Source organism: Kushneria phosphatilytica, assembly GCF_008247605.1.
Taxonomy (GTDB): domain Bacteria; phylum Pseudomonadota; class Gammaproteobacteria; order Pseudomonadales; family Halomonadaceae; genus Kushneria; species Kushneria phosphatilytica.
Window position 1 is genome coordinate 897,307 of the sequence record NZ_CP043420.1, and the last position, 24,594, is coordinate 921,900.

The 24,594-nt window shown below is 60.7% G+C and carries 20 protein-coding genes; 11 read left to right on the top strand and 9 right to left on the bottom strand.

Going from position 1 to position 24,594, the window contains the following annotated elements; all coding sequences use genetic code 11:
- The first annotated feature begins 43 nt into the window (after nucleotides 1-43).
- From ptsP to FY550_RS03935, 4 genes are all read left to right on the top strand, one after another.
- Nucleotides 44-2,929 carry a phosphoenolpyruvate--protein phosphotransferase gene (gene ptsP, locus FY550_RS03920; RefSeq protein ID WP_070975767.1) on the top strand — a complete coding sequence of 962 codons (2,886 nt, stop codon included), beginning with the start codon at nucleotides 44-46 and terminating at the stop codon, nucleotides 2,927-2,929.
- A complete protein-coding gene (gene pfkB, locus FY550_RS03925) occupies nucleotides 2,929-3,882 on the top strand; it encodes a 1-phosphofructokinase (protein WP_070975775.1) in 954 nt (317 codons plus the stop codon). Before ptsP ends, pfkB begins: the two co-directional genes overlap by 1 nt.
- 100 nt (nucleotides 3,883-3,982) lie before the next feature.
- Nucleotides 3,983-5,731, top strand: coding sequence for a fructose-specific PTS transporter subunit EIIC (locus tag FY550_RS03930; protein ID WP_070975777.1), 1,749 nt, complete (start codon nucleotides 3,983-3,985; stop codon nucleotides 5,729-5,731).
- A gap of 86 nt (nucleotides 5,732-5,817) precedes the next feature.
- Nucleotides 5,818-6,504 carry a type 1 glutamine amidotransferase domain-containing protein gene (locus FY550_RS03935; RefSeq protein ID WP_070975780.1) on the top strand — a complete coding sequence of 229 codons (687 nt, stop codon included), beginning with the start codon at nucleotides 5,818-5,820 and terminating at the stop codon, nucleotides 6,502-6,504.
- An 87-nt stretch (nucleotides 6,505-6,591) separates the two neighbouring features.
- Here FY550_RS03935 and FY550_RS03940 read toward each other — a convergent pair whose 3' ends face one another.
- Entirely contained in the window at nucleotides 6,592-8,646 is a 2,055-nt protein-coding gene (locus tag FY550_RS03940; RefSeq protein ID WP_070975783.1) for a choline transporter, read from the bottom strand.
- Between the two features lie 275 nt (nucleotides 8,647-8,921).
- Here FY550_RS03940 and FY550_RS03945 point away from each other — a divergent pair, with 275 nt between their 5' ends.
- Together FY550_RS03945 and FY550_RS03950 are read left to right on the top strand one after the other, a co-directional pair.
- Nucleotides 8,922-9,584 (top strand): YoaK family protein, encoded by a 663-nt coding sequence (locus FY550_RS03945; RefSeq protein WP_084387901.1) that lies wholly within the window; start codon nucleotides 8,922-8,924, stop codon nucleotides 9,582-9,584.
- A 145-nt stretch (nucleotides 9,585-9,729) separates the two neighbouring features.
- Nucleotides 9,730-10,278 (top strand): O-acetyl-ADP-ribose deacetylase, encoded by a 549-nt coding sequence (locus FY550_RS03950; RefSeq protein ID WP_070975785.1) that lies wholly within the window; start codon nucleotides 9,730-9,732, stop codon nucleotides 10,276-10,278.
- A gap of 12 nt (nucleotides 10,279-10,290) precedes the next feature.
- Here the strand turns inward: FY550_RS03950 and FY550_RS03955 are convergent, their stop codons facing one another.
- Nucleotides 10,291-11,106, bottom strand: a complete 816-nt coding sequence (locus tag FY550_RS03955) for a helix-turn-helix transcriptional regulator (protein ID WP_070975787.1) — start codon at nucleotides 11,104-11,106, stop codon at nucleotides 10,291-10,293.
- Between the two features lie 145 nt (nucleotides 11,107-11,251).
- On the opposite strand from FY550_RS03955, the gene FY550_RS03960 reads away from it, so the two are divergent.
- The 4 genes from FY550_RS03960 to FY550_RS03975 all read left to right on the top strand — a co-directional run bounded on the left by FY550_RS03960 (nucleotide 11,252) and on the right by FY550_RS03975 (nucleotide 15,522).
- Nucleotides 11,252-11,761, top strand: a complete 510-nt coding sequence (locus tag FY550_RS03960) for a 2Fe-2S iron-sulfur cluster-binding protein (RefSeq protein ID WP_070975790.1) — start codon at nucleotides 11,252-11,254, stop codon at nucleotides 11,759-11,761.
- The gene (locus FY550_RS03965; RefSeq protein WP_070975792.1) at nucleotides 11,758-12,744 is read left to right on the top strand and encodes an FAD binding domain-containing protein; all 987 of its coding nucleotides are present in this window, start codon (nucleotides 11,758-11,760) and stop codon (nucleotides 12,742-12,744) included. Before FY550_RS03960 ends, FY550_RS03965 begins: the two co-directional genes overlap by 4 nt.
- Complete coding sequence (locus FY550_RS03970; protein ID WP_070975795.1) at nucleotides 12,741-15,041, top strand: xanthine dehydrogenase family protein molybdopterin-binding subunit; 2,301 nt, start codon at nucleotides 12,741-12,743, stop codon at nucleotides 15,039-15,041. Before FY550_RS03965 ends, FY550_RS03970 begins: the two co-directional genes overlap by 4 nt.
- Nucleotides 15,042-15,270: 229 nt before the next feature.
- On the top strand, nucleotides 15,271-15,522 hold the full coding sequence (locus FY550_RS03975) for a hypothetical protein (RefSeq protein WP_070975797.1): 252 nt from the start codon (nucleotides 15,271-15,273) through the stop codon (nucleotides 15,520-15,522).
- 115 nt (nucleotides 15,523-15,637) lie between these two features.
- Here the strand turns inward: FY550_RS03975 and FY550_RS03980 are convergent, their stop codons facing one another.
- The 3 genes from FY550_RS03980 to FY550_RS03990 all read right to left on the bottom strand — a co-directional run bounded on the left by FY550_RS03980 (nucleotide 15,638) and on the right by FY550_RS03990 (nucleotide 18,971).
- Nucleotides 15,638-16,633: a hypothetical protein gene (locus tag FY550_RS03980; RefSeq protein WP_070975800.1), complete on the bottom strand. Its 996-nt coding sequence runs from the start codon at nucleotides 16,631-16,633 to the stop codon at nucleotides 15,638-15,640.
- A gap of 145 nt (nucleotides 16,634-16,778) precedes the next feature.
- Nucleotides 16,779-17,480 carry a response regulator gene (locus tag FY550_RS03985; RefSeq protein ID WP_070975802.1) on the bottom strand — a complete coding sequence of 234 codons (702 nt, stop codon included), beginning with the start codon at nucleotides 17,478-17,480 and terminating at the stop codon, nucleotides 16,779-16,781.
- Nucleotides 17,481-17,483: 3 nt separating this feature from the next.
- A complete protein-coding gene (locus FY550_RS03990) occupies nucleotides 17,484-18,971 on the bottom strand; it encodes an ATP-binding protein (protein ID WP_149054373.1) in 1,488 nt (495 codons plus the stop codon).
- 240 nt (nucleotides 18,972-19,211) lie between these two features.
- Between FY550_RS03990 and FY550_RS03995 the strand changes: the two genes are divergently transcribed.
- Nucleotides 19,212-19,769, top strand: a complete 558-nt coding sequence (locus FY550_RS03995; RefSeq protein WP_070975804.1) for a gluconokinase — start codon at nucleotides 19,212-19,214, stop codon at nucleotides 19,767-19,769.
- Here FY550_RS03995 and FY550_RS04000 read toward each other — a convergent pair whose 3' ends face one another.
- The 4 genes from FY550_RS04000 to FY550_RS04015 form a co-directional block, all read right to left on the bottom strand.
- A complete protein-coding gene (locus tag FY550_RS04000) occupies nucleotides 19,770-20,801 on the bottom strand; it encodes a LacI family DNA-binding transcriptional regulator (protein ID WP_070975806.1) in 1,032 nt (343 codons plus the stop codon). It abuts the gene before it with no gap.
- A gap of 43 nt (nucleotides 20,802-20,844) precedes the next feature.
- Entirely contained in the window at nucleotides 20,845-21,720 is an 876-nt protein-coding gene (locus FY550_RS04005; RefSeq protein ID WP_070975808.1) for an SMP-30/gluconolactonase/LRE family protein, read from the bottom strand.
- A gap of 92 nt (nucleotides 21,721-21,812) precedes the next feature.
- On the bottom strand, nucleotides 21,813-23,006 hold the full coding sequence (locus tag FY550_RS04010; RefSeq protein WP_070975810.1) for a fumarylacetoacetate hydrolase family protein: 1,194 nt from the start codon (nucleotides 23,004-23,006) through the stop codon (nucleotides 21,813-21,815).
- 123 nt (nucleotides 23,007-23,129) lie between these two features.
- Nucleotides 23,130-24,527, bottom strand: a complete 1,398-nt coding sequence (locus FY550_RS04015; RefSeq protein ID WP_070975813.1) for a sugar porter family MFS transporter — start codon at nucleotides 24,525-24,527, stop codon at nucleotides 23,130-23,132.
- Nucleotides 24,528-24,594: the final 67 nt, after the last annotated feature.

Below are 24,594 nucleotides of genomic sequence, written 5' to 3' on the forward strand. Positions count from 1 at the left end.
CAACGTGATCACTGCTCGACTTATTGCTTCAGGGGGATGCTGCATGCTGACGCTGACACCCGATGCCGTACTGCTGCGGCAGTCGGCCGGCGACTGGCGCGAGGCGCTCGACCGGGCCGGTGGGGCACTGGTCGAAGCCGGTCTGGGGGAGCCTGCCTACGCGCAGGCGTTGTTTGACCGTGAAGCGCAGTCTTCCACCTGGCTGGGCAATGGTATCGCCATCCCGCATGGCACACCGGAAAGTCGTGATTCCGTCCGGGCGACCGGTATTCGGGTGCTGCAATTTCCCGAGGGCGTGGAGTGGCATGATGGTAATCGGGTCACGCTGCTGATCGCCATTGCTGCGCAGAGTGATGAACACCTCGACATTCTGCGCGCCCTGACCCATGTGCTGGATCGCCCCGGAGTCGCTGAGCAGCTGGCCAGTGCCGAGAGTGCCGAAGCCGTTATCGAACTGCTGTCCCGACCGCCGATCACGGGGCGCTTCGATGACAGCACGATTGCCGCGGGGGTGCCAGTACAAAGTCGTCAGGGCCTGATTGCCATGGCCGCCGGTCGACTGCTGGATGCCGGCTGTGTCGGTCCTGCCTTCATGGTGGATATCATGGCGGCCCAGCCTGTGGCACTGGGTCAGAAACTGTGGCTTGTACAGGGTCAGCAGGATGTCCATCAGCCGGCTCTGGGGGTGGCGACGCCAGCGCACGCTCTGGACGATACGGCAGCTGTATTCTGCCTGGCATGTCCGGTGGATGATGATACCGAGATTACCCGGGCCTGGCAGGCGCTACTCGAACGGCTGTTTCAGTTGCTCGAGTCCGGCCAGGGCGAGCAACTGGCAACACTGGATTCGGCACGCCTGCTGAGCTGTCTCTCAGGTGAGAAGAGCAGTGCCGAAACCGTTCGTGTACGCGTGCGTAATGCCCATGGCCTGCACGCCCGGCCGGCCAAGCAATTGGTACAGGTTGCGCGCAGTCAATCGGTTCCCATTCGGGTACGACTGGAAAATGGACCGGGGGAGGCCGTTTCCGCTGCCAGTCTGACCCGGGTGTTAAGCCTGGGCGCCCGGCGAGGCCAGATGCTGGTGTTTTCTGCCGAGGGCCAGGGCGCTCGCGAGGCACTGGAGACCATGGCGGCTGAGGTGCGTGATGGGCTCGGTGAAGCGGTTACGCCGCTGAATGACACCAGTGAAGCACGCCCTTCGCGCAATCGCACCACACCGGTAGCCCCTGAGCCGCCGCCCGAGGCGGATACCCCGCTGATGGCAGTGCCTGCCTCGCCGGGCATGTCGATCGCGCCGGTTTTTGTCATGCGGCTGCCGACCTTCGAGTATGCCGAGCACAGTGATAATGCTGCCTGGGAACAGGCGCGCCTGGATCAGGCCATCAACGAAGCGCACGATCAGCTGGCAGCCCTGATTCGTACCGCCGGTGAAGAGGTGGCGGAAATCCTCTCCATGCACGAGGAGATGCTGGAAGACCCTGAACTGCGCGAAGCGGCTCGTGAGGCCATCAATGAGCACATGAGCGCTGAAGCGGGCTGGTGGCGTGCGATCGACACATCGGCTCGTGCCCAGGAAACCCTGGCCGATCGGGTGCTGGCCGAGCGAGCGGCCGATCTGCGCGATGTCGGACGTCGGGTGTTGGGCGTGCTGTGCGGCGTGACGATGCCGGATCCTCCCGATCATCCCTATATCCTGGTGGCCGAAGATCTCGGGCCGTCCGATGTGGCTCGCCTGGATACCCGGCGCGTGAAGGGTATGCTCACCGCACGCGGCGGGGCGACCTCACACAGCGCCATTCTCGCCCGAGCGCTGGGAATCCCTGCTGTGGTCGGCGCCGGTCTCGGCGTAATGTCATTGAACAATGATGTCGAGCTGATTCTCGATGGTGTACGAGGGCGCATCGTTGCTTCACCCGGCAGCGACAGGCGCGCGCGTACGGAACTCTCGATTCGCGAGCATGATCAGCGAGTGCGGGAAGCCTTCGAGGCGCGTTTCGAGCCTGCTGTTACCCGCGATGGGCATCGTGTCGAAGTGGGCGCCAACCTGGGCAATACCGCACATGCCGAGGATGCCGTCTCACGAGGCGCCGAGGGCGTCGGCCTGTTACGCACCGAATTCATTTTCATGGCCCATCCGCAGGCACCTGATCAGGAGACTCAGGTGGCCGAATATCGTCGTGCCTTCGAAGCACTGGGGACGGAACGACCGCTGGTAGCGCGCACCCTGGATGTTGGCGGTGACAAGCCTCTGGATTACTGGCCTGTCCCTCAGGAAGACAATCCCTTTCTGGGACTGCGTGGCATTCGCCTGGCACTGACTCGCCCGGATGTACTGGAGACCCAGCTGCGGGCGCTGATGATAGCATCCGAGGGGCGGCCGCTGCGGATCATGTTCCCGATGGTCAAGGACGTCGAAGAGTTTCTTGCCGCCAGGGCCATCTTTGAGCGGGTAGTTGCCGAGCTTTACCCCGATACCCGGCGGGCGCCGAACGTCCAGCTCGGGGTGATGATCGAGGTGCCTTCCTGTGCACTGCTGGCACCGAGTCTGGCTGAGCACGTCGATTTCTTCTCGATCGGTACCAACGATCTCACCCAGTACACCCTGGCCATCGATCGCGGTCATTCCCAGCTCTCGGCGCAGGCCGATGGTTTGCACCCCGCCGTATTGCAACTGATCCGCATGACGGTCGAGGCGGCGCATGCCCATGACTGCTGGGTGGGGGTTTGCGGTGAACTGGCCAGTGACGCCCAGGCCGTGCCGGTGTTGGTGGGGCTGGGCGTCGATGAATTATCGGTTTCAGCGCGTCAGGTGCCGATGGTCAAGGCATGGGTGCGTCAGCTGAATCTCGACGATGCACGCCGGCAGGCCGAGCTGGCACTGAAACAGGCGACCAGTGCGGCGGTGCGTGATGCACTGGAGGCGTTCTGATGGGGGAAGTGCTGGCGCTGTCGCTCAATCCGGCGCTGGATCTGTCGGTGGCGCTCGATACCCTGACGCCGGGTACGGTCAATCGCGCCAGCGAGAGCCGGATGAGTGCTGCCGGCAAGGGCAACAATGTGGCCCGTGTGCTGGCCGCACTTGGTCACGAGGTGACGGTATCGGGTTTCCTGGGACGCGATAATGCGGGCGTCTTCGAGCGGGCCTTCGCCGACTGGGGCGTCATCGACGAATTCGTCCGGGTTCCCGGCGATACCCGGATCAACATCAAGCTGGCAGAACAGTCAGGCCGAGTCAGCGATATCAATGCTGCTGGAGCGTCCATCTCGGCCGAGGCGTGGCAGCAGCTGGAACAGCGTTTTGATAAACAGTTGGCGCGTTCGCCGGCGGCGGTCGTCATTGCCGGTAGCCTGCCCCCCGGGGTGGTGCCGGAGCAACTGGGCAGGCTGATCGTTCTCGTTCGCGAGCGGGGTATTCCGGTCTGGCTGGATACCAGCGGCGAGGCGCTTATAGCCGGCCTGAAAGCTTGTCCAACGGCAGCGAAACCCAATGAGCATGAACTGGCCGAGTGGGTAGGTACGGCACTGAACGGCGAAGCCGAACAACTGGCCGCGGCGCGGCAACTGGTCGAGAGCGGCATTGATGATCTGTTTTTGTCGCTGGGTGAGCGCGGTGTGTGCTGGTGTTACCGCACCCCCGACGGGCAGACGATGATGCTGCGCGCCCGGCCGCCACAGGTGCGCGTGGTGAATACCGTGGGGGCCGGCGACACTCTGCTGGCCGGGTTGCTGCATGCCCGGTTGTCACAATGGTCCGGTGAGGCCGGTTTGCGCTTTGCCACTGCGCTGTCGGCTGATGCAGTCCGGCGTATCGGCGTCGGGCGCAGTGATGGGGACGATTTTGCAACGTTATGCGAGCAGGTCCGACTTGAGGCCGTGTCATGAAAGCGGCCGTCATGAACCCGATGCGCGTAGCGCACTCAGCAGCAATCATCGACCGGTGGGGGAGAGCCGCCACCGCAAGCGGTAGTCAGGAGAGGCCGGTATGAAAATCACCATTGTGACCCGGTGCCCGGGCGGCACGACCACATCCTGGCTGGCAGCGCGCCGGCTGGAGCAGGCGGCGCAGCGCCGCGGCTGGGAAGTCCAGCACGATCCGGTCGGCGAGTCTGACAGTCATCCGTCGGACGAGCTGATCGTAGTGGCCACCAGCGTGCCGGTCGATCTCTCGCCCTTTGCCGGTCGCCGGCTCTATCGCGACACGCTTGAGCAGGCGCTTGTCGATCCTGACGGACTATTGGCCCGCGCCGAGCAGCAGGCCTCTACCGAGCATCCGGCCGCAGAGGACGCGCAGCCGGCGACGGTGTCCACGACATCGCAGCTGGGCGGTCAGCATATCGTGGCGGTAACAGCCTGTCCCACCGGCGTTGCGCATACTTTCATGGCCGCCGAAGCGCTCAGCCAGGCGGGACGCAATCTGGGCCACCATATTCGGGTCGAGACCCAGGGCTCGGTGGGCGCTCAGAATGCCCTGACCGAGGAAGAGATCGCCGAGGCGGATGTGGTGCTGCTGGCCTGTGATATCGAGGTTGATGACAGCCGTTTTACCGGCAAGCGTATCTATCGGACTTCCACCGGTAGCGCGCTCAAGCAGGCGACGCCGACCATTGAAGCAGCGCTGGCCAATGCGGAAGTAGAGCGGCAAGGCGGTGAAGGCAGTGGTACCGCCGCGCAGGGTGGCGGAGTTGAAAAGGCGCGCAGCCTCAAGGAGAAGGGGGTCTACAAGCACTTGTTGACCGGGGTCTCCTTCATGCTTCCGATGGTGGTCGCGGGCGGGCTGTGTATCGCGCTCTCCTTCGTATTCGGTATCAAGGCCTATGAGCAGGAAGGCACGCTTGCTGCGGCGCTGATGCAGATCGGCGGTGGCAGTGCCTTCAAACTGATGGTGCCGGTACTGGCGGGCTATATCGCCTACTCCATTGCCGATCGACCGGGGATCGCGCCGGGCATGATCGGCGGCTGGCTGGCGAGTACCATTGGTGCGGGCTTCATCGGTGGCATCCTCGCCGGCTTTCTGGCCGGTTACTCGGCGAAGGGGGTGGTGCGCTATGTGAAGCTGCCGGCAAGCGTGGAGTCGCTCAAGCCGATTCTGATCATTCCACTGCTGGCGAGTCTGTTTACCGGGCTGATCATGATTTATGTGATTGGTGCACCGGTGGCCGCGATCCTCTCGACGCTGACCGATTTCCTCAACTCGATGGGGTCGACCAATGCCATCCTGCTGGGGCTGCTGCTGGGTGGGATGATGTGCATCGACATGGGCGGTCCGATCAACAAGGCGGCCTACACCTTTGGGGTTGGGCTGCTTTCCAGCGAGACGTATGCACCAATGGCGGCAATCATGGCTGCTGGCATGGTGCCACCGCTGGGGATGGGCATTGCCAGCATGCTGGCGCGGGCAAAGTTTGCCACCGCCGAGCGCGAGGCAGGCAAGGCAGCCTTCGTGCTGGGGCTGTGTTTCATTACCGAAGGGGCGATTCCGTTTGCCGCAAAGGACCCGCTGCGGGTCATCCCGGCTTGCGTTGTCGGTGGTGCGGTGACCGGGGCACTGTCGATGTTCTTCCATGTACAGCTGATGGCGCCGCATGGTGGCCTGTTCGTCATGCTGATTCCCAATGCCGTCAACCACGCCCTGCTTTATCTGCTGGCGATTGCCGTGGGCGCGGTCATTACCGGGTTAAGCTATTCGGTGATCAAGCGCGGCGAGCAGGCGGTGGCTTCCCAACCGGCCTGAGACGCCTCTCGGCGGCGCTGGCTACTTGAAATCTGCGCCGCCGTCATCATGAATTCTTCATCGGGATATCTACCCAAAGGGGGTAAATGATGAAGGTACTGATGGTACTGACCTCGCACGACGCCATGGGTGATACCGGTCACAAGACCGGCTTCTGGCTCGAGGAGTTTGCTGCACCCTATTATGTTTTCCGGGATGCCGGTGTCGAGGTGACCCTGGCGTCGCCAGCCGGCGGCCAGCCACCGGTGGATCCCAACTCGACTACCGAAGAGGCCAGCACTGACGAGACCCGGCGCTTCGAGAGTGACGAGGCCGCCAAAACCCAGTTGGCCAATACGCTGCCGCTCTCAACGGTTAATGCGGGGGATTTCGATGCGATTTTCTATCCGGGTGGTCACGGGCCTCTATGGGATCTGACCAATGATGCCGACTCGCAGCGTCTGATTCGTGAGTTTCTCGCTGCCGAAAAACCGGTTGCTACGGTCTGTCATGCGCCTACCGTGCTGCTCAACGTCAAAGACGAGAATGGTCGCTCGATCGTTGATGGACGTCGCGTGACCGGTTTTGCCAACAGTGAAGAAGAGGCGGTCGGCCTGAGCAGCGTGGTGCCCCATTTGCTGCAGGATGAGCTGGTGCGCCTTGGTGGCATCTATGAGCGTAATGACACCGACTTTGCGCCCTTCCAGCTGCGCGATGGCTTGCTGATCACCGGCCAGAATCCGGCCTCGAGTGCGCCCACGGCGAAACTGCTGCTGTCTGTCCTGCAGGAGTGAACACGCCTCGCTGGCCGTTGGCGCTCATGGCAAGGGCCACCCCGAGGGGTGGCCCTTTTATCGTCACACTGGTGGTGGCATCCCGCATTACTGTGTGGCCGCCACGCCTGGATCATCGGGGATATTGGCCGATGTACCCGGCGCCTCGCGGCTCACGTGCAAAAAGTGCAGGTGGCGCTCGTACTGATCGAGAATGTCCTCGATCACCTGCTCCTTGCTGTAGCCCATCAGGTCATACCCCTGACTACCTTCGAGCAGATAGACCTCAAGACGGTAGTAGCGAGTATTGGAAGAGGCGCGTACCGCAAAAGAGGGCGTCGAGAAGGCGCGCGGCCAGATCTGATAGGTGAAGTTCTGCTCTTCCGCGAGTCCGACGTTCAGCTCCAGATGCGGAATTGGCTCATCCACCCCTTCGATGACCTCAACCGAGACGCCCTTGAGCGCCAGCTCTGCACAGACCTCTTCCATGGCCGGACGACCGATCTCCTGTTGAAAGCGCTGCGCCTGGCGAGTATTGGGAAAGCTCATCGCCCGATTAAGACGCTGACGCCAGCTGCGCGCACCTCGTTCACTGCCGGTTCGGCTCGACAGGTGTCCTGCGAGGCTGGCGCGATAACTGTCTTCCTTGAAGGCTTCTTCCTTGAGCGACTTGTAGAGGCCGGTCATGACAAAGAAGATCACGAACGAGAAAGGCAGACCCATGATCACTACCATGCTTTGCAACGCACTGACACCGCCTGCCATCAGCAGCGCGAGCGTGAGCAGACCGATGATGACTGACCAGAAAATGCGCAGCCAGGTCGGCGCGTCGTTATTGACGTGGGAGAGCTTCGAGGTGAAGTTGCCCAGCACCAGCGCGCCGGAATCGGCTGAAGTCACATAGAACAGCATGCCAAGCAGCGTTGCCAGTGACGCTGTCCATGTCACATGGGGATACTGTGACAGTAGTGCGTAGATGGACTGCTCGGGATGGTTCATCGCCTGCTGTCCGAAATCTGCTGCTCCATCGAGAATCATGCTGATGGCACTGTTGCCGAAAATGGAGATCCACATCAGCGTGAAAATGAAGGGAATGATCAGGGTGCCAATGACGAACTCGCGAATCGTGCGCCCGCGTGAAATACGAGCCAGAAAGAGGCCTACGAAGGGCGCCCAGGCAATCCACCACGCCCAGAAAAACAGTGTCCAGCTATTGAGCCAGCCGGTCGGACGATCAAAGGCGAAGGTATTCATGGTCATGCCCATGAAGCGATTGACGTAGTCGCCGATATTGAGAATCAGGCCATTGAGCAGGAAGGTCGTCCTGCCTTCGACCAGCACGAACAGCAGCAGGATCACTGCCAGCAGGACATTGAACTCGGAAAGTCGCCGGATGCCCTTTTCCACGCCGGCGATGACCGAGATGGTGGCCAGCACCACCGATAGAAGAATCAAGCCTCCCTGGACCAGGAGGCTCTGCGGAATATCGAACAGAAAGGTCAGCCCATAGTTGAGCTGCACGACGCCAATCCCCAGGCTGGTAGCGATGCCGAAGACGGTGCCAATAACTGCTGCGATATCCACGCCATGGCCGATCGCGCCCTCGACGCGCTTGCCGAACAGCGGGTAAAGCGCGCTGCGAATGGTCAGGGGCAGATTGTAGCGATAACTGAAGTACGCCAGTGCCATGCCCATCAGCGCATACATGCCCCAGCCGGTGACACCGTAGTGGAACATTCCCCATACAGTCGCCTGGCGGGCTGCCGCGAGCGTGCCGCCCTCACCACTGGGCGGCGCCAGAAACTGGGTGACGGGTTCGGCGACGCAGAAGAACAGCAGGTCGATACCGATACCGGCGGCGAACAGCATGGCGGCCCAGGAGAGCAGGCTGAACTCCGGACGAGAATGCTTCGGGCCGAGGCGAATTCTGCCAAACCGGGAAAAGCCGATGACCAGGACGAAGCCAAGGTAGAGTGTGGCGGCCAGGAAGTAGTACCAGCCAAAGGTGTTACTGATCCACTTCAGTACGGCAAAAATGACGGTATTGGCCTGCTCGGTAAAGGCCATGCCCCAGAAGGAAAACAGCAGGATACAGATGGCAGAGCCGAAGAATACGACCGGGTTGAGCCGGTCTCTTGCGGCATCATGCGGGTGATGGGTCATACGTCTTCTCTTGCTTTTGATGAAATCGATGCTGCCCCTGTAACAGCGCACGCCATAACGATGCGTTGGCGATGGTGAATGACGTGGTTGAAAGGGATAAATGAGAACGAAATTTTATTGATTGAACGTTCAATAAAAATACATTGTTTATGCCAGACCTTCAATGTGCGACCGGTTCGCGCCTTTGGCAGGGGCGTCCTGATAAGGTTTCGCTGGTAGGCGGGGGCTCTGAAACTGCTCGGATGGGGTTGTCCAATGATTAACGGAGTTCCAGCGTGCTGACACGAATACCCGGCTGGGTCATGATCGGTAGCGTGCTGCTGGCCTTCTGTGCCGGCTATATCAATTGCATTGCCTTTCTGGGGTTTGCGGGCAATGCCGTCTCCCATGTCACCGGCAACATCACGCTGATGGCCCAACTGACGATCGAGCGGGCGTGGTACCCACTCTGGCAATTGACGCTGATTGTGATCAGTTTTCTGGTCGGAGCGATGATCAGTGGCATGCTGCTGCGCAGCGAGGCATTGAAGCTGGGCCGACAGTATGGTCTGGCACTGCTGATCGAGTCGCTGTTGCTGGCGATGGCCACGCTGCTGTTCCTGAATCGAGCCTATGGTGGCGAATGGCTCGCCTCCATGGCCTGTGGTCTGCAGAACGCGATGGTAGCGACTTACAGTGGCTCGGTGATTCGCACGACACACCTGACCGGGATCGTGTCGGATATCGGTGCCGCCATCGGCAGTTTTATGGTGGGAGAGCCGTTACGTACACGACAGTTGACGTTGCAGGGGGCAATTGCCGGTAGCTTTTTTACAGGCGCATTGAGTGGCGGCTGGCTGTTCGGGGCCATAGGATATGCCGTCCTGCTGGCACCGGCTCTGCTCGTGGGACTGGCAGGCGTACTTTATAGCCTGATGCGTCTGGAGCGGGCAGCATGAGAAAAAGCCTGTCGGTAAGTGCGTGGGCAGAGATCTGTCGGATGGCCCTGGGCTGATGAGCAAAAAACAGGCTCGGTAGCATGGCCCGGGCGAACTATGCTGCCGGAGGAGATCGTACCTGCACCGCTCAGAGAGAATACTTGCCATGCAACATCTGTTCGATCAGCAACTCAAGGTCATCCACGGTGATATTACCCGCCTGGAGGTGGATGTCATTGTCAATGCGGCCAATCATTCGCTGATGGGAGGGGGTGGCGTCGATGGCGCCATTCACCGGGCAGCCGGTCCGAAACTGAAACAGGCCTGCCGCGAACTGCGGGAGACTGACTGGCCCGATGGGCTGCCTGATGGCGAAGTGGCGCTCACCGAGGGCTTCGAGTTGCCAGCGCGTTACGTGATCCACACCGTGGGGCCGGTTTACGCGAAGACGAAAGACAAATCCCACCTGCTGGCCAGCTGTTATCGCAATGCCATGACTCTGGCCGCGCACAAGGGGTGCGAGAGCATCGCCTTTCCGGCGATTTCCACCGGCGTTTACGGTTATCCATTCGAGGAAGCCGCTGAAGTCGTATTGTCGGTCATGCGTGATGAATTACCCCGGTTGGAGATGACAGTAACACTCTGCTTTTTCAGTGAATCGGATGGCCGGGCCTTTCTGGAGGTTGCCCGCCGGAAGGGAGAACTCGATGGCTGATGAGTCCCGATATTATCCGACGGCATTGGCTGATGGCGGGTCAACGCCCAGATAGACCATTAGACAGGCACCCGGGAGATCCGGAATGCGCAGTGGCAGATAGTCGAATTCCCGGGTGTTGCCATCCGGCAGCTGCATCGATTTGCGGCCGCTACCGAGATCGAGCACATCCTGTTCGGCCCACAGTTCCCGAAAGATATCGCTGACGTCCAGCAGATCGGCAATCAGGGTCTGCATCCGTGGGTCGTGAGTATGTTCTGCTGCCTGTCTGCGAAATATCGAGACCAGGCTGCGTGCTGCATGGCGCCAGTCGGCCTCGTGCGTTTCCACACGCTCTCGGGTAAACAGCCACCACAGCTTGTTGCGGGGGTGACGCGCATCAGGGGAGTCGAAGTCGAACAGCGCGGTAGCGGCGGCGTTTTCCGCGATCACATACCAGTAGGCATCCATGACATAGGCGGGATCCGGTTCCAGACGGTTGAGCAGGCACTGCAGGATCGGGCTGACCTGTGAGGCGCGATCGATCGGACGGGGCGGTGCGGATCGCCCGGCCAGTACGTAGAGGTGTTCTCGTTCGGTTTCGTTCATCAGCAGCGCTCGAGCCAGTGAGGCCAGCGCCTGATCGGAAGGTTGCACATCGCGGTCCTGCTCCAGCGCGGTATACCAGGCGGTACCCATGCTGGCGCGTGTCGCTACTTCTTCCCGACGCAAACCCGGTGTACGCCGGCGTTGGCCTGGCGGCAATCCGGCCATTTCAGGCGTAATCGCGGCGCGCCTGGAGCGCAGGAATTCCCCGAGTGAGGGGGACGCTGTAGGTGATGAGGTCATGGTGAGCCTGCCAAACGTAGGATAACTTCCTGGCTTTTGCAGGATCGTAGCAAAGCTTAGGGTCTGGTGTGGGGGTCACGAGTGCGCAGGGTTTCGAAAAGACAACCCTGACAGGAAAGCAGTGACCGTGCAGCGAGGACCTGACATGCAGTGGATCATCAATGGCCTGGTTCGGGAGGCCGACATCGATTTCCGAACATCCCTTCTCGATCTGCTTCGCGAGCATCTTGAACTCACCGGCACCAAAAAGGGGTGCAACCAGGGCGCATGCGGCGCCTGCACGGTGCTGGTCGATGGTGAGCGAATCAACGCCTGTCTGGCGCTGGCCGTACAGTATCAGGATCGCTCGATCACCACCGTGGAAGGATTGGGACACGACGACGAGTTGCATCCCGTTCAGCAGGCCTTTGTCGAACATGACGGCTTCCAGTGTGGTTATTGCACTCCCGGACAGCTCTGCTCGGCAGTCGGCATGGCCGGCGAACTCAAGCGAGGCATGCCGAGCGCGGTCACGGTCGATCTGGTCAATACCGATATCGTGCCGAGTCATGATGAATTACGCGAGCGGATGAGCGGCAACCTGTGCCGTTGTGGTGCCTATAACGGCATTGCAGCCGCGATTGCCTCGACCCTGGCCACGGAGGTCTCCTCATGAGAGCGTTCGATTATCATCGAGCCGCCGATTCGGAGCAGGCTATCCGGGTAGCCGCTGGATACGATGCGGCCCGCTATCTGGGTGGGGGGACCAACCTGGTGGACCTGATGCGCGAGCACATCGAGCAGCCGGCGACGCTGATCGATATCACTGCGCTCTCGCAGGGCATTACCGAAACGACGGCGGGCGGGCTGCTGATCGGTGCCGGGGTCACCAATAGCGCACTGGCGGCTGATCATCGCGTGCGTCAGCGCTATCCGATGCTGGCCCGTGCACTGCTCTCTGGTGCCAGTGCCCAGATCCGCAATATGGCAACGGTTGGCGGTAACGTGCTGCAGCGCACGCGCTGTGTCTATTTTTATGACACCGCAGCGCACTGCAACAAGCGTGAACCTGGCGCTGGATGTGATGCCCTGGAAGGCTTCAATCGCAACCATGCCATTCTTGGCGCCTCGCCTGCCTGCGTGTCAGTACATCCCTCCGATATGAGTGTGGCACTGGTCGCGCTGGATGCCCGGGTACATCTGGAGGGGCCGGCAGGCAAACGCACCATGGCCTTCGTCGACTTCCATCGGCTGCCCGGTGAGCGTCCGGATATCGAAACCGAGCTGGCGCCTCATGAGCTGATTACCGCCATTGAACTGCCGGCACTGCCGCTGGCAGCGCGATCGACCTATCGCAAGGTGCGCGATCGGGCGAGCTACGCCTTTGCCCTGGTGTCGGTGGCCGCAGCTGTCGAAGTCACCAACGGCATCGTCAGCGATGTGCGTCTGGCGTTGGGCGGCGTGGCGCACAAGCCGTGGCGCGCCATAAAAGCCGAGCAGGCGATGGTTGGGCAACCGGCAACCGACGCGACCCTTGAAGCTGCCACCGAAGCCGAGTTGGCCGAGGCCCGCCCCCTGCGCGATAACGGTTTCAAGATCGAACTGGCGCGACGGGTCATGGTGTCTGTCCTCACCGAACTGATGGGAGAGCGGTCATGAGTAGCATCGATCTTCAGACGAGTGCTCATCCCGGCGTGGCACTGGCTCGGGATTACCGTACTCCCGACGGGCAACCGGATCCGCTGAGTGCGCCGGATCAGCCTCGCATCGGCATGCCTCTCTCGCGCCTCGATGGTCCACGGAAAGTGACCGGCAATGCCCGTTTTGCGGCCGAGTTTGCACTGGAAGGCATGGTCTACGCTGCGCTGGCTTACAGTACCATTGCCCGGGGACGTATTGCTCTGCTGGATACGACAGCGACAGAAGCCGCGCCGGGTGTCGTATTGGTAATGACGCATGAGAACGTGCCACCACTGCAATCGCCACCGGTCTTTCTGACCACAGCCAAAGGGGCGGCAGGTGACGATCATCCGGTGCTGCAGAATGATCGGGTGCACTGGAACGGTCAGCCGATTGCCGTAGTGCTGGCTGAAACCCAGGAGCAGGCCGACCATGCCGTAACACTGCTTCAGGTCGAGTATGTGCAGGAACCGGCCATGACAGACTTTGATTCGGCTGAAACGCGAGAGCCGAGTAATGTCCTTGGTGGTCCGGCGTCGGTAACGATCGGACATGCCGAACGTGCCTTCGAAGACGCGCCCTGCCGGGTAGATGCCATCTACAGGACGCCGCGGCACAATCACAACGCCATCGAACCCCATGCGGTAACCCTGGCCTGGCAGGGCGATGAGCTGATACTGCATGACGGCTCGCAGTGCGTCGATCATGTAGCGTACTCGCTGGCTCAGGTGTTCGGTATCGATGAGTCTCAGGTTCATGTGACCTCTCCCTTTGTCGGTGGCGGGTTCGGCAGCAAGACCCTGTGGCAGCATCAGATTCTGGCAGCGGCGGCGGCCCGGCTGGCTGACCGCCCGGTACGCATGGCGCTCTCACGCGAAGGCGTCTATCGCGTGGTAGGTGGGCGCGCCTGCACCGAACAGCGGGTCGCGATCGGCGCCGATGAAAAGGGTCATTTCCAGGCGCTGATTCATACCGGCAAGGCGGCAATGACCGCGCACAACAATCTGCCTGAACCTTTTACCCAGGCCACCAAATGCCTCTATGGCGCCGATCATATTCAGCTGGCGATCCGGGTAGCGGATCTGGACATGCTCGCCAATACCTTCATGCGGGCGCCGGGGGAGTCGGTCGGCACCTTTGCGCTGGAAAGTGCCATTGACGAACTCGCCGAACAGCTCGGTATCGACCCGCTCGAATTGCGTCGGCGCAACGAGCCCGAGCGGGATCCGACCAGTGGGTTACCGTTCTCTTCGCGCCACCTGCTGGAAGCCAGCCGCGCCGGAGCCGAGCGCTTTGGCTGGGCGCGGCGCAGTGTTCGACCGGGTGCGCGCCATGAAGGGGAGTGGCAGATCGGACTTGGATGTGCCACGGCGACCTATCCCTACATGCGCATGCCCGGGGCTGCGGCGCGTATCACACTGAGCCGCCATGGTCCGGTGCGTATCGACGTGGCTGCCCACGAGATGGGGATGGGGACTGCTACCGTGCAGACTCAGGTCGCCGCAGCCCGATTGGGGGTGCCGATCGAACGAGTGCAGTTCAACTACGGCGACTCCTCGCTGGCAGGCGTGGTACTGGCCGGCGGCTCCCAGCAGACCGCGGCGATCGGTGGCGCTGTCATTGCCGCCCATCGCGCGCTGGTGGAAGCGCTGCTTGAACTGGTGGGCAGTGATTCGCCGCTGGCCGGGCTCTCGTCCGATGACATTGAATGTCGTGAGGGTGGTCTCGGGGTGCCGGGCGATGCCAGTCGTTTTGAAACCTATGAACGGATACTGGACCGTGCCGGACACAGTGAGGTACTCGTCGAGGCCGATGCCGCCGAATCCGAGGAGCTGTCGCACTTTTCGATGCACTCCTTCGGTACGATCTTCTGTGAGGCAGCCGTCAGTACAATTACTGGCGAAGTGCGTGTTCGCCGCCTGCTGGGCGCCTTCGACTGTGGTCGGATCCTCAACGCGAAGACCGCGACCAGCCAGTTCCGTGGCGGCATGATCATGGGGCTCGGACTGGCGCTGATGGAGGAGACACAGTTCGATACGCGCAATGGTCGGATCATGAATCCGAGTCTTGCCGAGTATCATGTGCCGGTACAGATGGATGTGCCCGAGATCGAGGTGATGTGGACCGATATCCCGGATCCGCACACGCCGATGGGGGCCCGCGGTATTGGCGAGATCGGTATTACCGGGGTCGGGGCAGCGGTGGCCAATGCGGTGTACAACGCTTGTGGCAGACGTGTGCGTGAGCTGCCGATCACCCTCGACAAACTGCTTTGAGCGCGTGAAGACAGGGTGTGCAGGGCGTCGGGACACGACGGAAAAACTTGTACCGGAAAAAATCGGGGTAAAAACCTTGTACAAGACGTGTGCCTATGCCAAGGTGAGTTCATCGGGCGCAGGGAAGGCGCCCTGGTCGAAGGGAAATCGACCGTTTTCATCGGGCATGGATGCCCACAGTGCCAGCTGATTCAGGCTGGCAAACACTGCCAGGGAAGGAGTACACGTCATGGGTTATCAGGTTTCGTGTCACCGTTGCGGCAATCATCAGAACGCACCGCTTGATGTGCATGATGACTGGGAAGAAATCAGCTGCATGGAGTGCGGTGAATTTCTGGATACGGTAGGCAACTGGAAGGATGCACATTCGCCTTCCTATGCCCTGCAGATGCTCAATATGTCGAGAACGCTGACGCTGCAGATGGCACGCGAAAGCCAACCACTGAACGACCAGCACATTACTCGTAGAGCGACGGCGTAAGGACGCGCTGGTCCATCGACTACAAAGTCGCTTTTCGATCATGCAAAAGGGCCGCCCCGATGGGCGGCCCTTTTATATTTTATGAAGGCCTCGGTGGCCATGAACCATGGTGCGCTCAGGTGTGCTCGTTATTGGTTGGGCGCTGCGGACCCTGTGGTGCCATGGGCATCGATTTCATGCCGGGGCCATGTGGCTCTTGAGGAGCAGGGCCGTGAGGCGGGGCGAAGACTTCCAGCGCTGTCAGCTGGGCTGGCGTCAGGATGTCATCTAGCTGACGCTTGTAGTGTTCGATGGCGCTCTTCATGGCCTGATGATGTTGCTGCCTATCGGCTTTCGAGGGCTTGTCGGCAGAGGGCTGTTGCGGGCGCTTCAGTTCGTTCATCTGCTCGAAGAAGCTGCGGGTCGCCTGATCGAAGGCCTGCTGCTTTTCCTGATCGAGATGCCAGCTGGCCACCAGTGCTCTGGCGCCTGCCATGGGGGGATGACCTTTCGGGCCGCGCAGCTCGACATGACGCATCATCCCAAACACTTTCAACTGCTCGGGATCGAGAATCTTCGCCATGCGTTCCTGCTGCATCTGCTTGAGCTTCTCGAACGCGGCGCGCTTGTCGGCGTGTGAGTCGAACTGCTGCTGACGCAGTTGGGCGAGATCCTGCCGCATGGTGTCGCGAGCCTGTTGCAGTGCCTGCTGTCGGTCATGATCGAGATGCCAGCTGGCAATCAGGGCACGCATCAGCTCACCCTTCATATGGCCTTCATGCTGGCGCTGATGAAGCGCTTTCAGCACCTGCAACTGATCCTGGTCGAGCACTTTTGCCAATGCTTCATGATGTGCTTGCGCGGCTTTGCGGAAAGCTTCCCGATCAGGCTGGCCATCGTCGTCATCGGCTTTCAGCTGTTGCAGGCGCTGCTGAAAGGTTCGGTCCGCACGGGTAATCTGCGCTCGCTGCTGATCGCTTAACGACCAGCTGTCATAGACTCTGTCGAGATCCCGACTCATGGGGCTGCGAGCATTCTCCTGACTCCCGGAGTGACCGTTGGCCACGGCCAACGGTGACAGGCTGGCACTCATGGCAGTCGTTATGGCAGCCGCCAGTAGCAGCTTCTTCATGTGAGGCTCCTTCTCCCTGCAGGCTCGTTCGGGTATCGAGCGAGCCTGTTTGACGCTGTCAGTATTCCCGCAAGTTGTGCATCAAACGTGCATGCAGCGAGGAGCGAATCGACAATGCAGCGACCCATCATGCAAGGAGCATGCATTACTGCTGGGGTTCGTACTTGTAGCCCACGCCATAGACCGAATGGATGATATTGCGTTCGGGCCATGCGTCGGCGATCTTGCGGCGCAATTTCTTGATGTGGCTGTCAACGGTGCGTTCGGAGACGATGCGATGATCGCGGTACATGCGATCCATCAGCTGCTCGCGGGAAAAGATGCGTCCGGGCGCCTGCGCCATTACCCAAAGCAGCTGGAATTCCACTGCCGTCAGCCCGAGGTCACAATTATCGACCAATGCGCGCCAGCCTTCCCTGTCGAGGGTCAGTCCGACCAGTGCCGCGTTGTCGGAGGCATCGCCGCCTTCGATAGGCGCTATACGGCGCAGCACAGCCTTGACCCTGGCGACGACCTCGCGTGGCGAAAAGGGCTTGCAGATATAGTCATCGGCGCCCAGCTCGAGACCCAGCAGACGATCGATTTCCTCGACCCGGGCGGTCAGCATGATAATGGGCAGACGCGGATAGCGTGCCCGGATTTCGCGGCACAGGGTGAGGCCGTCGCAGCCTGGTAGCATGAGGTCGAGCAGCACCAGGCTGATATCGGTTGCATGCTGTTCGAGCCATGTCATGACCTGATCCCCATGCTCGATGGCGTGACTCTCCATGGCGCTGGCACGCAGATAATCCGCCACCAGTTCGGCAATCTTGGTTTCGTCCTCGACAATCAGAACGGTCTCGGTCATGACTTACTCCACGGTAGTGGCAAACGGGCGAACAAAATCTTGCGGATCAAGGGGAAAGCGAAGTGTCCAGCGCAGCCCGCCCAGTGGCGAGGGGGAAGGGGTCAGCGTCGCATGGTGGGTTTGCGCCAGTGCACTGACGATCGATAGCCCCAGACCACTGCCGCCACGGCGGCGATTACGGGAACTGTCGAGACGAAACAGCCTTTCGGTGAGCCGCTCAAGCGCTTCATCCGGCACACCCGGTGCGCTGTCTTCCCAGGTCAGCACAGCCTGCTGGTCCGTTTGAACCAGGGAGACCTTCAGGCGGCCTGGCGAATCGGTATAGGCCCGGCTATTGCTGAGCAGATTGCTCCATAACTGACGCAGGCGGTGAGGAGCGCCCTGGATCATGATGCCGGCGGGCAGGCTGCACTGCAGCGTAATACCGTGCTGGGCAAGGGCGTCACGACTGTCTTCGAGCTGGTCGGCAAGATGCGCGCCGAGATCGAGCCGGCTCATCGGGGCATCCAGATTGTGTGCATCGGACTGGGCCAGCAGACGCAGATCCTCGACCAATCGATTGAGCTGACTGACCTCCTGATGCAGTGACCCCAGGCTGCGCCCGTCCATGGGCCTGACCCCATCCTCGATGGCTTCGATCTCGCCTCGCAGTACAGCCAGCGGTGTGCGCAGCTCATGGGCGATATCAGCAACCCACTGCTGGCGATCACGTCGACCCCGCGCCAGAGAGGCGGCCAACGTATTGATGTCGCGCGAGAGGCGGGAGAGTTCATCGCGTCCGCGTGAAGTCAGCCGCACACTATAGTCTCCGTCCGCCATCGCTCGTGTCGCCAGAGCCATCGCCCGCGTTCTCCGGCCCAGCCAGAAGGCCAGTCCGCCGGCCAGTAGCAGGGCGCTGAGCAGCAGGGTGACCAGAATGATGACAAGGTTACGCAGCTGACGATGCAGGAAAACGCGATCGATGGAGTTGAATACGCCATCCGGGGCACGATAACCCAGAGAGCCGATCTGCTGCCCCGAAACCATGATGGGGGTATAGCGCAGTTCGCCGGGGTCTCGGCGCGATTCCCCCTCATGCGCATGAGGCCCGGGACGTCCGATGATGCGTGTTCCTGCCTCATCAAGCAGTACAAACTGGCGAGGATCGCCCAGTGCCGGCGGCAGGGGAGGTTGTCGTGAATTGTCTTCCGTCCGTGGCGCACCACTGCGTGGTGCCAGGGCTACTCGCAGCAAACGTTGCCAGGCCTCGCGATTGTTGGAGAGCCATTCCCAGCTGCCATGGGCGCGATAGCCATCAGCCAGCGTTGTGGTCAGCGTATCAAGACGCTGCTGCTGGCTGCGACGCAGGTAATCGATGAAGCTGTCATCAATACTGCGGGCGACCGTGAAATAGAGCGCACCGCTGACCAGCACATTGACCAGCACAATAACGATGAACAGCTTGAGTCCCAGGCGGGAGAAAATGGCCCGCCACCACTGGCGCGGAGACATGGGATAACTCTTTCAGTGGACAGGGCAGCCAGTATGTCAGCACCCTGTGCAAACAGCGTGCACTTTTCATCGTTGTTGTCACAAGCGTGTGTTCGCCTCGAAGAATGTGCTGTTTCGACCGCGGGAGAAGAGGGTTATCGGTATTGCCTTATCCATTGGTCTTAGGCGCTTGTGACGCTGCTCAGGCTCTGAAACAATGCCATGTTATCGGTAACATGGCGCGTCAACAGGGGTTTCATCATGGCAAATGGCACGGAAGGTTACAGACTGAAGCGATCGCGCCGCATTGTGGTCATGGGCGTATCGGGCAGCGGAAAATCCACCATTGGCGATGCCATCGGCGAACGTATGGGGATTCCTTATATCGATGGTGATCAGTATCACCCGCAGAACAACATCGAAAAGATGTCCCGCGGGGAACCGCTCAATGATGAGGATCGTGCGGGCTGGCTGGAACGGCTGGCTGAACTGATTGATGACTATCGCGAGCGCGACGAGACTGTGCTGGTGGGATGTTCATCACTCAAGCACAGCTATCGCGATATCCTGCGTCGGGGCGACGAGAATCTGATCTTCCTGTTTCTCGACGGCAGCTATAACGTCATTCTCGGACGGATGCAGGAGCGCAAGCACTTCTTCTCGGCTGATATGCTGACGACCCAGTTCGACACACTGGAGCGGCCGGGTGAAGAGGAAGCGATGCGCGTCGACATCGATGTCGACTTTCACGATGTCGTGGAAGCAGGCGTGCGCGCCATTGTCGACCGGGATGACGCGCTCACCGATCAGGGACGCTGATCATTCGCCTCGAGCTCGGGTACTCTCCCGCAGCGCGATCTCGAAGCCGAGATCCTGCAGCGGTTGCGTAACCCGGCCGTTTTCCAGCCGGGAAAGCATCTGCGTAGCGGCGGCAATACCGATCCGGCGACGTGGCGTGACCACGGTGGACAGGGTCGGCGTTGTGGCCTCGGTAATATCGAGGCCATTATAGCCGGTCAGCCCGAGCTGATCGGGGACCGTGATGCCCCGGCGCTGACACTCGAACAGGGCACCAGCGGCCAGGTCATCATTGCCGCAACAGACCATCTCCAATCCTGAATGACGCTCCAGCAGCGTGCCCAGCAGACATCCCCCCAATCGATAATCCGAAGGGGCTTCGGTCGTCAGACATGCGTCTGCACTCAATCCCGCTTCATTCAGTGCACGTTGCCAGCCAGCGAAGCGTCTGCGAGCGCGGTAATCCATGCGGGCGCCAATGAAGCCCAACTGTCGATAACCGAGCTCAAGCAGGGCGGTGGTCAGCGCGTGACCGGCAGCTTCATGGTCAAAACCGACGGCCATATCGAGGGGCGCTTCCGGCAGCTCCATGATTTCGCAGATCGGCAGTCCGGCTCGCGCCAGGCGCTGTCTGGCGCTTTCGGTATGCTGACTGCCGGAAATAATGAAACCATCGACGCCAAAGGAGAGATAGGTATCGATCAGGTGGGCTTCTTCCTCGCGGGAGTAGCTGGTATGTCCCAGCAGTACCTGGTAACCGCTGCCAACAAAGCCTTCATCAACGCCCCGAATGACTTCCGAAAAAACCGCATTGGATAGCGAGGGTACCAGCAGGGCAATCGAGCGACTGCGGGCGCTGGCCAGGGCACCAGCCTGGCGGTTGGGGATATAGCCGAGTTCGTCGATGGCTGCATCAATGCGCTGACGCAGCCCCTCCGAGACCCGCCAGGGTTCACGCAGGGCGCGCGAGATCGTGATCTTGCTGACCCCGACCCGGCGCGCAACATCATCAAGCGTGACACGACCGGAAGTGCGCCGCGTGCGTCGGGTCATGCAGTGTCATGCTCCATCTTGCAGGTGATCATCAACCGCTGCTTTATCCTTCGGGGGGTTGATAGCGCTGGTCGGGCAGACCCGGGGTCTCTACTCGCATCGAGAACAGCGAGCCGGATTCGGGCAGGCCCTCCAGTTGCTCATCAGTCAGCCCCTGGTTGGCCGTGGTGACATACAGGGTACAGCGATCAGCGTCACCGAAGGTCACCTTGGTCGGGTTGGGGGCCATCAAACGGTGTCGCTCGAGCAGATTGCCATGTTCATCGAAATGCGCCACGGCGCCGCCACCATAAAGCGCCAGCCAGTAATGGCCGTTTTCATCAACAGCCGCGCCGTCGGGATGGCCGTCGATATCAAGCTGGTTGAGGTCAATGAAGACCTCACCGGGGCCGATGCTGCCCTGTTCGATATCGAAAGGGTGACGATGAACGATTCTGTTCGGCGTATCGGCATGGTAGAGCCAGGCATCATCAGGGCTGAAGGCCAGACCATTGGAGATGGTGATGCCATCAAGATGATGCCTGAAATCGCCCTGAAAGCTGAAAAGCGCGCCTTCGGGGTGAGACTCTTCGGCATGCTTGGTGCCGATCCATAGCCGGCCGTGGCGGTCACAGCGGGCATCGTTGCACCATGCCAGTTCAGGCTGCTGCGGCCCGGGTGCGAGCAGTTCCAGCTTGTTGGCCTCGTCGTCGAGTCGCCAGAGACCTGAGCGCAGTCCTGCCAGAAAGCCGCCTGCCGGATGGACGGCGACACAGGCCAGCGCTTCGTCGACATGAAAAACCCTGTGCTCCCCGGTTTCCGGATTGAGCCGATAGAGGGCGCCCGAGGTAATATCGACCCAGAACAGCCGCCCCAGCTGGCCGTCCCACACCGGACCTTCGCCAAGGATCATGCGCAGGGGTACGTGCTGCTCCAGCATGGTGCTCTCCGATGTTTGCCTTGAAGGCGTTTATTGTGACAGCTGAGTATGGGTGTTGTCGCGCTGGAGCAACAGCCTCCCCCGTGCGGCTGTCAGAACTCGGCTGCGCCGGAGGGCGGGGGAAAACGCTGTATCAGATGGCGATAGAGTGCGCGCACCCCCATTGTCCAGGGGGCAATGGCGTCGCTGCGATCGACCCGGTTGATCAGCGCACCCAGCCTGGGGGAGGAAATGGTGACCCGGTCGTTGACGTGATGGGTGAAGCCCTGACCTTCGCCATCGCGATCGTCGGTTGGAGAGAACATGGTACCCAGAAACAGCATGAATCCGTCGGGATACTGGTGGTGGCTACCGATCGTCTGTTCGACCAGGTTCATGGGGTCGCGACTGATCTCGCTCATGTGGCTGGCGCCCTCAATGACAAAATCATCATCCTCGCCTTCAATACGCATGTGCACACTCTCCTTGCGCACATCGTCGATGGTATAGCGATAATCGAACAGACGAATGAAGGGGCCGATCGCACTGGAGCCATTGTTGTCCTTGGCCTTGCCCAGCAGCAGGGCACTGCGTCCTTCCATGTCGCGCAGATTGACATCATTGCCCAGGGTCGCGCCGCGCGCACGGCCACGGGAGTCAACCGCCAGCACGATTTCGGGTTCGGGATTGTTCCAGCGTGAGGCGGGATGCAGGCCGACAGCAGCACCGAAGCCGACTGACGCCATGGGGGGCGTTTTGGAGAAGACTTCCGCATCAGGGCCGATACCCACTTCGAGATACTGCGACCACTGACCACGTTCCTGCAGCTCACGCTTGAGCGTCATGGCTGCCTCGGAGCCTGGTGTAATGCTCGACAGGTCGCTGCCGATCAGGGCATGCAACTGCTCGCGGATCTCGCGTGCCTTGCCCGGGTCACCACCGGCCTGCTCCTCGATAACCCGTTCCAGCAGACTGACGGCAAAGGTGACGCCACACGCCTTGACCATCTGCAGGTCACAGGGCGCCAGCAGCCGCTCGGTGTGCGGGCTGGCATCGATCGAACGCTCAAGCCAGGGCAACAGGGGGCCCAGATCCTCGCCGGGGGCGGTATGAACCAGCTCATGAAGATCGTCGTGCTCGAGCAGGTCGGCCATGGTAGACGCATGCGCGGTAATATCATGGAGATGGCCGTTGCGAACGGTCACTATAGCGGGGCCGCCGATCGGGGCTCCCCGCCAGACACGGCCGACCAGCGTCGCTTCGTCCAGATCATCGGGCAGACAGGTCCGGGGGTCGATGGCTTGCATGAATACGGTTTCCTTGAAACAAACCCGTGCCCTTGGCCGACATCGGGTATCAGGGCAGATATGCGGCGGGTCGTGTGATCGGCCCACCGTGACACAATAATGACGACAGAAGCATCACTTCGGTCAACGACCGATTCGTCGCAATGCACGGCCAGCCATCAGGTTCCGTTCAATGTTCTCCAGTGAGATGCCCTTCGTTTCCGGTAGCAGCGCCAGAGTGAGGAGAATGAACAGGAAGTTCAGGCCCGCATAAAGCCAGAAGGTATGGGCATTGCCCAGGGTGTTGAGCAAGGTCAGGAAGGTGGCCCCAATGATCATGTTGGCTACCCAGTTGGTTACCGTCGAGCAGGCAACGCCGAAATCCCGTCCCTTGAGCGGCTGAATCTCGGAGCACAGGATCCACACCATGGGGGCTGCCGACATGGCATAGCTGATCACGAAGAGCCCCAGCAGCGAGAGCGCAAAATATTTGGCGAAGGTACTGGCCAGACCGTATTCGTAGAGAACACCGAGCAGCACCATGCAGGTCCCCATCACGGTAAACCCGATATACAGCAACGGTTTACGTCCGACGCGATCCACGAAGCCGATGGCAATGAACGTGGCCAGTGTCATGACCAGCCCGATAATGACGGTTCCCCAGAGTTGTTGTGAGGCACTGTCGTAGCCTGCCAGCTCCAGAATTCGTGGGGCATAGTAAAGAATCACGTTGGCACCGGTGAACTGCTGCATGAACTGCAGCACCATGCCCAGTCCGACCGATCGCCGGAAGTTGGTGTTCGAGCGGAACAGCTTCCAGCCTGCATCGCTGACGTTGAGACTTTCGCGGATGCGTCCCATCTCGGTATCCACCTGTTCACGATCATGGCCGCGCAGGCGCATCAGTACACGTCTGGCTTCTTCATCGCGATGACTGCTGGCCAGCCAGCGCGGGCTGCGCGGCAGGACGATCATGCCCAGTACCAGTAGTACAGCGGGAATGGCTATTACGCCGAGCATCCAGCGCCAGCCACCGGAATAGCTGAAGGCAGCGTTGGAAAGATAGGCCACCAGAATGCCGCCCATGATCATCAGCTGATAAAACGAGATCAGGGTGCCACGAATACGCTCGGGAGCGATTTCCGAAAGATAGATGGGTGCGATGTAGGACGAGATACCTACGGCGACGCCGAGCACGATCCGGGCGCCGATCAGTGCCTCGGGGGACCATGCCAGTGCCGAGGTCAGGGCCCCGGCGATGAAGATGATGCCGCTGATGGCCAGGGTCAGCTTGCGACCGAAACGGCGTGAGAAGAAACCGCCCCCGGCAGCGCCGAAGGCAGCCCCGAACATCATCGAACTGACGATGATCTCCTGGGTCTGGTCGCTGATGTGGAACTCTTGCTCGATAAAGGGCAGGGCCCCGGATATGACACCGATATCCATGCCGAACAAAAGGCCGGCGAGGGCAGCAATGGCGCCAATTACGTAGACGACCGGCATGGCCTTGCGATCATCGGAAATTGCGGATGAAGAAGTCATGGTGACTCCGGGGTTTCAGTGGACAGGAAGGTCTGACGAAACTGAATTCATGTTGAACATAACTGCT

Bases quoted from the DNA above. Each gene is read 5' to 3' on its own strand.
- ptsP (WP_070975767.1), top strand. From the start codon at position 44: ATGCTGACGCTGACACCCGATGCCGTACTGCTGCGGCAGTCGGCCGGC.
- pfkB (WP_070975775.1), top strand. From the start codon at position 2,929: ATGGGGGAAGTGCTGGCGCTGTCGCTCAATCCGGCGCTGGATCTGTCG.
- FY550_RS03930 (WP_070975777.1), top strand. From the start codon at position 3,983: ATGAAAATCACCATTGTGACCCGGTGCCCGGGCGGCACGACCACATCC.
- FY550_RS03935 (WP_070975780.1), top strand. From the start codon at position 5,818: ATGATGAAGGTACTGATGGTACTGACCTCGCACGACGCCATGGGTGAT.
- FY550_RS03940 (WP_070975783.1), bottom strand. From the start codon at position 8,646: ATGACCCATCACCCGCATGATGCCGCAAGAGACCGGCTCAACCCGGTC.
- FY550_RS03950 (WP_070975785.1), top strand. From the start codon at position 9,730: ATGCAACATCTGTTCGATCAGCAACTCAAGGTCATCCACGGTGATATT.
- FY550_RS03955 (WP_070975787.1), bottom strand. From the start codon at position 11,106: ATGACCTCATCACCTACAGCGTCCCCCTCACTCGGGGAATTCCTGCGC.
- FY550_RS03960 (WP_070975790.1), top strand. From the start codon at position 11,252: ATGCAGTGGATCATCAATGGCCTGGTTCGGGAGGCCGACATCGATTTC.
- FY550_RS03965 (WP_070975792.1), top strand. From the start codon at position 11,758: ATGAGAGCGTTCGATTATCATCGAGCCGCCGATTCGGAGCAGGCTATC.
- FY550_RS03970 (WP_070975795.1), top strand. From the start codon at position 12,741: ATGAGTAGCATCGATCTTCAGACGAGTGCTCATCCCGGCGTGGCACTG.
- FY550_RS03975 (WP_070975797.1), top strand. From the start codon at position 15,271: ATGGGTTATCAGGTTTCGTGTCACCGTTGCGGCAATCATCAGAACGCA.
- FY550_RS03980 (WP_070975800.1), bottom strand. From the start codon at position 16,633: ATGAAGAAGCTGCTACTGGCGGCTGCCATAACGACTGCCATGAGTGCC.
- FY550_RS03985 (WP_070975802.1), bottom strand. From the start codon at position 17,480: ATGACCGAGACCGTTCTGATTGTCGAGGACGAAACCAAGATTGCCGAA.
- FY550_RS03990 (WP_149054373.1), bottom strand. From the start codon at position 18,971: ATGTCTCCGCGCCAGTGGTGGCGGGCCATTTTCTCCCGCCTGGGACTC.
- FY550_RS03995 (WP_070975804.1), top strand. From the start codon at position 19,212: ATGGCAAATGGCACGGAAGGTTACAGACTGAAGCGATCGCGCCGCATT.
- FY550_RS04000 (WP_070975806.1), bottom strand. From the start codon at position 20,801: ATGACCCGACGCACGCGGCGCACTTCCGGTCGTGTCACGCTTGATGAT.
- FY550_RS04005 (WP_070975808.1), bottom strand. From the start codon at position 21,720: ATGCTGGAGCAGCACGTACCCCTGCGCATGATCCTTGGCGAAGGTCCG.
- FY550_RS04010 (WP_070975810.1), bottom strand. From the start codon at position 23,006: ATGCAAGCCATCGACCCCCGGACCTGTCTGCCCGATGATCTGGACGAA.
- FY550_RS04015 (WP_070975813.1), bottom strand. From the start codon at position 24,527: ATGACTTCTTCATCCGCAATTTCCGATGATCGCAAGGCCATGCCGGTC.